We start from the raw sequence: 10,852 nt of genomic DNA on the forward strand, positions 1-10,852 counted from the left end.
CCGCCCCGATTGATTCCTCCCGGATGATCTTGAAAAGACCGATGTCGCCGGTGCGATCAACATGCGTCCCCCCGCACAGTTCCCGGGAGAAGCCGGGAATATCAACGACGCGCACGCGACTTCCGTACTTTTCGCCGAAGAAAGCGATGGCTCCGGACGCGAGCGCCTGATCCAGTTCCATCTCCACTTTCGAGACTTCCCGATTGCGAAGGATTTGTTCGTTGACCAGGTCCTCGACGGCTTTGATCTCTTCCGGCGTCAGGGGAGCGAAGTGAGTGAAATCGAAGCGCAGGCGGTCGGGGGCGACGAGACTTCCCGCTTGCTTGACGTGAGGGCCGAGGACTTCGCGCAACGCGGCATGCAGGAGATGCGTCGCCGTGTGATGCGGGCGAATCCGCTCGCGTCGTTCCGCATCAATGCGGGCCCACACGCGATCTCCCACGCGCAACCGACCGCTTTCCACCTGAGCGACGTGAACGTATTTGGCGACCAAAGCCGTTGAATTCTCGACGAACGTCTTGGAGACGGTATCGGTCACCCGCGCTCGCGCGCTCTCGCTTTCGATGACGCCGGTGTCGCCGATCTGTCCTCCGGATTCGGCATAGAAGGGAGTTTGATCGAGAATGATGTCCACCGTCTGACCGGCATGGGCCTGTTCGACGGCTTGACCGTCGTGGAAAATATGTGTGATCTGCGCCGCGCACTCGGTGAGTTCGTATCCTCGAAATTCGGTCGGCAGTTCGCGGGTCCTCACGATGGCTTCGGTTGCGGCCAGCTTCTCCTGAAGCGCCGCCTTCCAACTGGCCTGCGCCCGCTGACGCTGCTCTTCCAGCTCGCGCTGAAAGCCCTCCCAATCAACGATGTATCCTCGCTGTCCGGCGATATACTCGATTAAATCCTCGCGCAACCCGTAGGTATCATAGAGCACAAAGGCGTCCGCTCCGGCGATGACCGTCCCGGTCGTGCGCTGGAGAATCTCATCGAATTTGCGCAATCCCGCCGAGAGCGTCGAAGCAAACAAATGCTCCTCCCGCGTGACGACTCGCTCGATGGTCGGTCGGGCATCAACCAGTTCGGGATAGGCCGACGCCATAACCTCGATGACGGCATCGGTGACTCTATGGAAGAAGGGCGAGGGGATGCCGAGTTTTCGCCCGTGCCAGAGGGCGCGTCGCATGATTTTGCGCAAGACATAGGCCCGCTGCTCGTTGCCGGGAAAGACGCCATCAGCCACCAGAAAAGCCGTGGCCCGGGCATGATCGGCGATGACCCGCATGGACATTCCCTCATCGCTCGTGCTGACGTAGTCGCGTCCGGCGAGCCCGGCGACCACATCAATGATCGGGCGAAGGAGGTCGGTATCGAAATTCGAGACCACGCCCTGAAGCACGGCGGCCATGCGCTCCAGTCCCATGCCCGTGTCCACCGAGGGCTTCGGCAGAGGGGTGAGCGTGCCGCTCTCATCCCGGTTGAACTGCATGAAGACGAGATTCCAGATCTCGATGATGTAATCCCCTTCGCCGTTGACGTACTCAGCCCGGTTGAAGGACTCGTCCGGTCCGATGAAGAAGTGAATCTCGCTGCACGGGCCGCAGGGACCCGTATCGCCCATCGCCCAGAAGTTTTCCTCCTTGCCAAAGCGCAGGATGCGATCGGACGGAGCCCCCACTTTCTTCCAGAGGGCGAACGCTTCATCATCGTCCTGATAAACGGTGAACCACAGCCGATCCAGCGGCAAGCCCCACTCGCGCACCAGCAAATCCCAGGCGAACCAGATCGCCTCTTCCTTGAAATAGTCGCCAAAGCTGAAGTTGCCGAGCATTTCAAAGAATGTGTGGTGGCGAGCCGTCTTCCCCACCTGTTCGAGGTCGTTATGCTTGCCCCCGGCGCGAACGCACTTCTGGGCTGTTGTGGCCCGCTTATAGTCTCGCTGCTCCAGCCCGAGGAAGACGTTCTTGAACTGGTTCATGCCGGCATTGGCAAAAAGCAGTGTGGGATCGCCCGGCAGCACCAGCGGCGAACTCTTCACGATGCGATGGCCCTGCCGTTCAAAATACCGCAGGAAGGCCTCACGAATCTCATGTCCACTTGCTTTCCACATAGTCATGAAGACCATCAAAGATACCGGATGACGCGAGGCCCTGACAAGATGCCGAAAGGCCGCACGATGACCCGGCAGGCCGTTGCCCCGAAACGGGAAGCGTCACGGGGCGAGCATTCCGCCACAAAAGCGATAATGTCGGTCGGATGTCCCCGTCTCTGCAATGATGCGCCGTCGGGATGGCCCCGCCCACATTTTTGGAGAAGCGGGAGCCGTTATCGTGCAAGGGGGCGAAGTTCCTCCCCTGTCCCACATTTGAAAAAGCGGGAGGCTGCCGCCCGGAATCTCCGACACTTCTCCCCGCGACGGACCCGTCCTATGAGTCCGATCTCTCCGGGGTGATTCCGCCGGTTCTCAAAGGCTCGCGGCTGAAAACAGACCGGGGCGACTCTCGACAGCTTCTCGCGTTTTAGAGGCGGGCGGTTTACGTCGGCGGGTTTACTCTTGGTCTTCTCTCATTTGCTCCAGGCGTTCGCGGAATTCCAGAGCCTTGCGGGTGATGGCGCGCGGGCGCGGGCCATCAGCCGGTTCAACAAAGCCGTCGCGTTCCATCATGTCAATGATTGACGCGGCGCGTCCGTAGCCGATGCGCAGTCGTCGTTGCAGAACCGATGTCGAAGCCCGCCCCATCTGAATGACGATCCTCAAGGCGTCTTCATACAGCTCATCGTATTTTTGTCCGCCACCGCTTTGAGCCGCTTCGTATTCCTTCTCCGACATGAGGACGGTCTCATCGTATTCGGGCTGGGCCTGGGATTTGAGGAACTCGACGATGCGCTTGATCTCTTTCTCCTCAATGAACCCGCCGTGAACGCGCACGAGTCGGGCTGATCCCGGCGGGAGGAAGAGCATATCGCCTTTGCCCAGCAGGGCCTCGGCTCCATTGACATCAATGATCGTCCGCGAATCAACCTTGGACGAGACGCGAAACGCGATCCGGCAGGGGAAATTGGCCTTGATCAGCCCGGTGATGACGTCAACCGACGGTCGTTGCGTCGTCAGGACGAGATGAATCCCCACGGCGCGGGCCATCTGCGCCAGCCGGGTGATGGCCGTCTCCACCTCGGATGAAGCGACCATCATGAGATCGGCCAGCTCGTCAATCACGATGACGATGTAGGGAAGAGGCCGGACGGGTTCTCCACTTTCCAGCGTCAGACTTCGGTCCGCTCCTTCGCGCACTTCGCGGTTGAATTGCTCGATGTTCCTCACGCCGAAGCTGGCCAGCAACTTGTAGCGGTTCTCCATCTCGGCCACCGCCCACTTGAGCGCATAGGAGGCGCGTTTGGGATCAGTCACAATCGGAGCCAGCAGATAGGGGATGTCCTCATAAAGGCCCAGCTCCAGTCGCTTCGGATCAATGAGGATGAATTTGACCTCCGAGGGCGTCGCTTTGTAGAGGATCGAGGTGATGATGCAGTTGACGGTCATGGACTTGCCCGAGCCGGTCGCTCCGGCGATGAGCAGGTGAGGCATCTTCGCCAGATCGGTGATGTAGACGTTGCCATCAATCGTCTTGCCCAGTGCGATCGTCAGCCGCGAGCGCGATTCCTGGAACTTCCGCGATTCGATCAGCTCACGAAGATAGATCAGTTCGCGATGTTTATTGGGAACTTCGATGCCGACCGTTGACTTGCCGGGGATGCGATCAATGCGAATGGATTCGGCTTCCAGAGCCAGGCAGAGATCATCCACCAGGCTGGTGATGCGGCTGTACTTGATCCCCGGATCGGGTTTGAACTCAAAGGTCGTCACGACCGGTCCGGGACTGATCTGATGCACATGACCGGTGACGGCGAATTCCTTGCATTTCTCCGCCAGGATGATGGCGCGCTGCATGAGTTCTTCCCGCGCCTGTTCACGGGGTGGCGGAGGTTCGGTCAGCATGTCGGGCGAAGGAAGAATGAAATTCTCACTCGCGCGGTGCGCGGGCCGTCGCTCGACTTTGGCTTTCTCCACCGGTTTGACCGTTTTGACCGACGCCGTCGAGAGCATCTCCGCCACCTCGTCTTCCGCCGGTGAAGAGCGGAGGGTGGCAGTCGGTCGAGAGGACAGCGGTTTGCCCACGGTGAGGGGTCCGGCGCTGCTTTCGATCACGTCCTCGATGTCCACCGGCAGAGGAGCCACCCGTGACCGACCGACGGCGTCCTCCAGTTCGAGATCGGGCGCTCCGGATCGCGTCGGCGCACGGCGGCTCTTGTCAGTCGTCGCCAGAGTTTCCGCTGCGCGCGAGTCAACCGCGGATGCGCCCACAAGCGCCGGAGCCTTGCTCGTCTCCTCCGGCTCGGAAGTCGCCGTGGATTGGGCCGTCCGCATCGGTCGGGTCTCCTCCCCTCCGGCGATCTTTGGCTCGGGAACCTTCGGCGGCTTCTTTCCCGTCAACAGGTTGAGCAACGGTTCCTCCTCGGCCGATTCCTCGGAGACCGACAGGACCTCACGTCGGAGCCGCCCGCGCTCCCGAAGGTGAGCGATCCGTTGCGCCAGTCCCTCGGTCGCCCCGACGAACGAGATATTTCCGACCACCATCAGGGCCAGAAGGAAAATGGTGCCGAGCGTCAAAGCCGTCCCCACGACATTGAGGGCCGACGTGAGGGATTCCGTCACAATGAGGCCGAAGAAACCGCCGGGGCGCACCGATCTCCACCAAAGTCGCTCGTTGACGGACAGCAGCGTCAGCAAGCCGCTCGTCGCCGTCATCAATCCCAGCCAGCCGATGACCTTAAGCAGCGACGCTCGCAGACTCCGCGAGCGCAAAGCCGACCAGCCGACAACGAGCAAAATGACCGGGAGAGCGAACGCCACGAGCCCCAGCGTCTGAAGCAAAAGATCGGCAAGATGTGCTCCGATGATGCCGATCCAGTTACTGGCGCTGGTTTTGCTCGTCGCCGTGTTCCAGGAGGGATCGCCGGGATCGTAAGAGACCAGACTCAGCGCCAGAACGAGACTGAAGAAGAGGCAGAGAATCCCCAGCACCTCATCCAGGCGCGAGCGCGAGGAGTGCGCGACTGTCGAAGTCCCAACCGACATGACGGCTCGACCGGATCTCGGCTAACCGGAATTCGTCGGAGCAAGCTCGGGAACTGCCTCCGCCTGTGATGCTCGTTGCAGCAGCAGATACTGGCGGATGAAATCGTCAATTTCGCCATCGAGCACCCGCTCGACATCGCTCGTCTCGTAGCGGGTGCGCAGGTCCTTCACCAGTTTATAGGGGTGCAACACATAGCTGCGAATTTGCGAACCAAAACTGATCTCCCGTTTGTTTTGCTCCAGTTGTTGTCGCTCCTGCTGTCGTTTCTGCCGCTCCAGTTCGTAGAGACGGGCGCGGAGAATCTTCATGGCCATCTCTCGATTCTGGTGCTGCGACCGCTGGTTCTGGCAGGAGACGACAATACCCGTCGGCAGATGCGTGATGCGGACGGCCGATTCGGTCTTGTTGACATGCTGTCCCCCGGCGCCGGAGGAACGAAAGGTCTCGATGCGCAAATCCTTCTCGTCTATCTCCACGACGACGTCATCCTCGATCTCGGGATAGACGAAGACCGAGGCGAAACTCGTCTCGCGGCTGTGGCCGATATTGAAGGGAGACAAGCGCACGAGGCGATGAACGCCCGATTCGGCGCTCAAGTAGCCGTAAGCGTAATCTCCCTCGACGCGGAAGGTGGCGGATTTGATGCCTGCTTCCTGTCCCGGCTGGAGATCGAGAAGTTCGGTTCGGTAGCCGTGTTTCTCCGCCCAGCGGAGGTAGAGCCGGAGCAGCATCTCCGCCCAATCCTGAGCATCCGTTCCACCGGCACCGGCTGTGATGGTGACGATGGCATTGCCGGCATCGTGGGGGCCCGACAGCAGCGTCTTCAGTTCCAGCTCCTCCACCTCGCGCGTCAAGCGGGCGAGCGATTCCTGGAGTTCCCGGAGGAAGGCCTCGTCCTCCTCGGCCAGTTCCAGGAGCACCTCCACGTCGCCGAGCTGACGCTCGAAACGCTCGATCGTCTCGATCTCTGATTCGAGGCGGCGGCGGGTTCGCAGCACCTGTTGCGCCCGCGCCGGGTCCGCCCAGAAATCCGGTTGAGCGATCACCGCTTCCAGGCGGGTCAGATGCTCTCGCTTCGCCGCGATGTCAAAGAAACCTCCTCAGCTCGTTCAGCCGAGCGGTGAGAGCCTCGTATTGCGTGCGAAATTCTTCGATCATTGGTTCACAAGCGCCTTTGTGTTTGAATCCGCCTATAGAGTAGCGTAAAATTGCCCGTTCTGCAACGACTTTTATCATCGAGGCGGGGAGCACGCCGAATGCATCAGCGCACCGTCACGCGTCCCTGGGAGCATCGCTCCTCACGGGCTCGCCTCGACCCGAGGAGAAAAACCACCCGCTTCCATCCCGATGGTGCTCCCGCGCGCCTCAGGAAGGATGATCCATGCGTCGAGCCATTTATCCGGGAACATTTGACCCTCTCACCAACGGCCATCTCGACCTCATTCATCGAGCCCTGAAGCTCTTCGATGAGGTCATCGTGGCCATCCTCAGAAATCCGGCGAAAACGCCACTGTTCACCGTTGACGAGCGAGTGGAGATCATCCGCCAGGTCCTCAATCCGCTGCCGATTCGCGTGGAAACCTTCGAGGGCCTGCTCGTTCACTACGCCCGACAGGTCGGAGCGACGGCCATCATCCGGGGAATTCGCGCCATCTCCGATTACGAGTACGAGTTCCAGATGGCGCTGATGAATCGTCGTCTTGATCCAACGATTGAAACGATCTTCATGATGCCCGCCGAACCCTATACCTTCGTCAGCTCGCGGCTGGTCAAAGAAGTCTGTGCTCTGGGCGGAGACATCAAGGGACTCGTTCCCCCACTGGTCGAGGAGCGCATGCGGCGCAAATTTTCCTCGTTGAGGGCCGAATTGGTGTAGCGGTCCTTTCCCGCTGTGGTGTTTCTCGGCGGTGGGGTTCACCTTTCGGAAAGAAGGAGAGCCGACACGATGAATGAGGGAATGACATCCGTTTCCACGACACGACGCGATCGAACACGATCGGGATTTCCCGCCGCGCAACGGGTTGCTCTCATGGAGGCCTCGTCAACGATGGCCGTCATGCAGGCAGCGGAGCGGCTTCGGGCTGCCGGTCAGGAGGTCATTGACCTCGGGGCCGGCGAGCCGGATTTCCCCACGCCAGAGAATATCAAGGAAGCGGCCCGCCGCGCGCTGGAGGAGAACTTCACCAAATACACTCCGGCGGCGGGGACGACCGAACTGCGACAAGCCATCGCCGAATTCTTCAACCGCACCTACGGTGCGGATTACACGCCCGCCAACGTCATCGTCACAGCCGGAGGCAAACAGATTCTCTTCAATGCCATCGTCACGCTCATCGAACCGGGTGACGACGTGCTCATTCCATCGCCTTACTGGGTGACGTTTCCTCAGACGGTGCTCTTTGCCGGCGGACGCCCCGTCTTCATCCCCACCGAGACGAACGACTTTCGCCTGACGGCCGAAATGGTCGAGCAAGCCATCACCCCGGCGACGAAATTACTCATCCTCAATTCGCCCAATAATCCCACCGGGCGCGTGATTCCGTTGCCGGAATTTCGTCGGATCGTCGAGACGGCGGTCGCCCGCGGGCTTTTTGTCATCTCCGACGAATGCTATCGGGAATTCGTCTATCCGCCGGTGACGCCTTCGTCGGCGGCGCTTCTGCCCGAGGAGGTGCGTCGGCGCGTCCTCATTGCGGGATCGTTCTCGAAAACATACGCCATGACCGGCTGGCGCATCGGCTATGGCCTCGCTTCGGAGGCGTGGGTGCGCGAGATGATCAAAGTTCAGAGCCATTCGACCTCGAATCCTTCGTCGCTGGCGCAAAAGGCAGCTCTGGAGGCGCTCACAGGCCCGCAGGATTCGGTAGCGCGAATGCTGGAGGAGTATCATCGTCGGCGCGATTTCCTCATCCCGGCACTCAATGAGATCCCGGGCATCTCCTGCAGTCTGCCGGAGGGAGCGTTCTACGCCTTCCCTGACGTCAGCCGGTTGATGGCCCGACGGGGACTGACGTCTTCCGATGAACTGGTCCGCCGGTTACTCGACGACTGCCATATTGCCCTCACTGCCGGATCGGCCTTTGGCATGGAGGGATATGTGAGAATCTCCTACGCCGCCTCGCTCGCGCAGCTCGAACGAGCGGTCGAGCGGCTCCGGGCATTTGCCGAGAAGTAGCGCACGCTTCCGAGCCTGCGAAAAAGCACAGGCGGGACGGCCTCGAGCCACTTTTCGGGGGGGGGGCGTCATGACCCCCGCATATCGCCCGGAAACGATGAAAAGTACCAGCGGATGGCGCTCCGCGAGAAGCTTTCATCCCTTTCATCCGCGGACGGAGATTTTCGCGTCATTCCGTGTGTTTCGCGGGCTATTTTCCACGGAGGCCGTATGGGTGCAATTCTCCGGTCAGAAAATGCCGCTCCGGATCACGGCCCAGGACGATGGGTGCGATCGGTTGCGATCCTGATCTTCCTCAACACCCTGGCTGCCGCGCCGGGATGGACAGTCGCCGCGTGGCAAATCCCGGTGCAACGGCCGAGGCCATCCCGGCCAGCGTCGGCCGCTTCTGCGAAAAACGCTCTCGAGGCCATCCGGCGCGTGCTCGATGAACAAGTCGCCGCCTGGAATCGGGGCGACCTCGACGGTTTCATGCGCGGCTACTGGAAATCCGATCATCTGACGTTTTTCTCCGATGGGACCGTGTTTCGCGGATGGCAGGCGACGCGAGAGCGATATCGCCGTACCTATCAGAGCGAGGGAAAGGAGATGGGTCAGCTCGAATTCTCCGACCTTCAGATCGAGCAGCTTGGGCCCCGGGCTGCCTCCGTCACCGGGCGCTTCCGGCTGCGAAGATCAACGGGAGAATCGCGCGGCCTTTTCACCCTGATCTTTCGTCAGACAGAAGAGGGCTGGAAGATCGTCCACGACCACACGAGCACCGCCCCCTGAGGCCCCGACACCCTTTTGCGCCTCGCTCATCCCGTGCCGGAAGATTCTCGCGGGAAGAGTTCCGACCGAGACGCTTGAACCGCGCGCGAGAATTCCTCACGGTTTCTGCGATGGAGTTCCTCGACATCATCCGGCTGACCGTGGAGCACCGTTTGTGCGTGAAGACATCCGGATGAGGCGCCCGGAAGCGGAGCGGCGCTTGGCCACGGTTATGGTTGCCTCAATGAGAGGAGAGCGTGTCTCCTGACCGCAGGATATTCGCTGCCCCGTGCCCGTGTGGAGCGTACAGTCTCCTGGTCTTGTTTGGCTAACGCCAATTGCAGACTGCGGCGGATTTCGGATTTACAAGTCCCAAAGCCAGTTATCCGCAATTCATCGGGGTTTTCAAAAGGCAATTGAAGCCCGGAAGAGGCGAGTGCAGTACGACCAAAACGATGGCAAGCGACGCCGACTCTCTCCGGCAATCGGGCTCAGGCCGCCGACTGGTGAGCGCTCTGATAGGCCCGGCGACACCGGTCGAGGACATCGGGCGGGAACGTGACGCGATAATTGAACTTGGCAACGAACGTGGGGACTTCCGTCACCTGTGCGCCGATTAGTTCGAGCGCCCGTGCCGCATGCTCCGGAGCGATTCCCTGACGACCGAGGGCGCCGAGCAACCGGGCAATAGGCATGTTGGGATAAATCTTCTTCCCTCGTGCGAGGTATTCGCCGATCGCCACCTCGGCTTTTGCGGCCAGCGTCGCTTCATTGGCACCGGCGGATTCCGGGGCCGATGCGAAAGTGAGTCCGAGCTGTTCCCCCGTCCTGCGCTTCTTCGGCATGGCCCCATTATATCACACAATCCAAAACAGTATCGCACACGATACGGGGCATCCCTGTTGCGGGGGCTGACATAGCCCGTCACGTCGTGAGACAGAAGCCCGTGTATCGAGGTGAAGCATCAGCGCCTCTCCCGTCGAATGAGAGGTGGCCGATTCAGATCTGGGAATATCGGTGGGCGACATTCGAGGGGGGATGGAAGGGCTGACTGCTCGCGGCCCGATTCGAGCGTTGCCGGCCCTCAAAAAAGCCGCAACGTTTCGTGGGGTAATGTCCTCCATCGGATTGGTCCGGTGAGGAAATGACCTCGCCTTTTTCACGCTTCCGATGGGGAGTGGATTTGCATGCTGTTCCGCTTTGGTTGGATTACTCGCCGGTGGGAGATTTGCCCGCGACCTGCAGGCGCACGAGAGCGCGCTGGAGTCGGGCCTGAGCCCGGAGAAACTCGATTTCGCTCGCGCTGCGGCGCATGTCCTGAAGCGCTCGTTCGCGGGCGCGTCGCGCTCGCTCGACATCAATTTCCTCGGGTCGCTCGGCAGCGTCGGCCAGCACCGTCACGCGATCGGGGCGGACCTCGACGTAGCCTCCACGCACGGCCAGCAGATGACGTTCGCCGCCTTTGCGATAACTGAGCACGCCCGGTTGAAGCAAACTGAGCAGAAACGTATGCTCGGGCAAGATGCCCAGCTCGCCCCCCAGTCCCGGGACGGCTACTTCATCCACGACCTCGCTGAGGACGAGCCGTTCGGGAGTGACGACTTCAAGTGTGATCTGTTTGGCCATCGTCTAACTGTCGCTAATAAACCCAGCGCGAGGCTGACCGGCTCATTCTTACGTCGTTCGTCCCATGCCGGACGAACGGCGGATTGCCTTCCGCATCGGGCGTCAGGCCGCCATGGCTTGAATGCGCTGAGCCTTCTCGATTGCCTCCTCGATTGTCCCGACCATATAAAAC

General features: G+C 60.7%; 8 protein-coding genes. 3 read left to right on the plus strand and 5 right to left on the minus strand.

From position 1 onward, the window contains the following. From alaS to prfB, 3 genes are all read right to left on the minus strand, one after another. A partial coding sequence (alaS, locus tag VNM72_16060; protein HXF06908.1) for an alanine--tRNA ligase occupies nt 1-2,101 on the minus strand: 2,101 nt, incomplete at its 3' end. A 438-nt stretch (nt 2,102-2,539) separates the two neighbouring features. Next, nucleotides 2,540-5,128: a DNA translocase FtsK gene (locus tag VNM72_16065; GenBank protein HXF06909.1), complete on the minus strand. Its 2,589-nt coding sequence runs from the start codon at nt 5,126-5,128 to the stop codon at nt 2,540-2,542. A 21-nt stretch (nt 5,129-5,149) separates the two neighbouring features. Beyond that, nucleotides 5,150-6,287, minus strand: a protein-coding gene (gene prfB, locus VNM72_16070) for a peptide chain release factor 2 (protein HXF06910.1) whose coding sequence is annotated in 2 segments (ribosomal slippage) — nt 5,150-6,229 and nt 6,231-6,287 — 1,137 coding nt in all. Because the reading frame shifts where the segments join, the coding sequence is not laid out codon by codon here. A gap of 223 nt (nt 6,288-6,510) precedes the next feature. Here prfB and coaD point away from each other — a divergent pair. From coaD to VNM72_16085, 3 genes are all read left to right on the plus strand, one after another. Further along, nucleotides 6,511-7,005: a pantetheine-phosphate adenylyltransferase gene (coaD, locus tag VNM72_16075; GenBank protein HXF06911.1), complete on the plus strand. Its 495-nt coding sequence runs from the start codon at nt 6,511-6,513 to the stop codon at nt 7,003-7,005. 69 nt (nt 7,006-7,074) lie between these two features. Then, nucleotides 7,075-8,304, plus strand: coding sequence for a pyridoxal phosphate-dependent aminotransferase (locus VNM72_16080; GenBank protein ID HXF06912.1), 1,230 nt, complete (start codon nt 7,075-7,077; stop codon nt 8,302-8,304). A gap of 210 nt (nt 8,305-8,514) precedes the next feature. Then, nucleotides 8,515-9,075 (plus strand): nuclear transport factor 2 family protein, encoded by a 561-nt coding sequence (locus VNM72_16085; GenBank protein ID HXF06913.1) that lies wholly within the window; start codon nt 8,515-8,517, stop codon nt 9,073-9,075. Between the two features lie 470 nt (nt 9,076-9,545). Here the strand turns inward: VNM72_16085 and VNM72_16090 are convergent, their stop codons facing one another. Together VNM72_16090 and VNM72_16095 are read right to left on the minus strand one after the other, a co-directional pair. Further along, nucleotides 9,546-9,899 (minus strand): hypothetical protein, encoded by a 354-nt coding sequence (locus VNM72_16090; GenBank protein ID HXF06914.1) that lies wholly within the window; start codon nt 9,897-9,899, stop codon nt 9,546-9,548. Between the two features lie 364 nt (nt 9,900-10,263). Beyond that, on the minus strand, nt 10,264-10,680 hold the full coding sequence (locus tag VNM72_16095; protein HXF06915.1) for a F0F1 ATP synthase subunit epsilon: 417 nt from the start codon (nt 10,678-10,680) through the stop codon (nt 10,264-10,266). Nucleotides 10,681-10,852: the final 172 nt, after the last annotated feature.

The sequence above is a fragment of the Blastocatellia bacterium genome (assembly GCA_035573895.1).
Taxonomy (GTDB): Bacteria; Acidobacteriota; Blastocatellia; order HR10; family HR10; genus DATLZR01.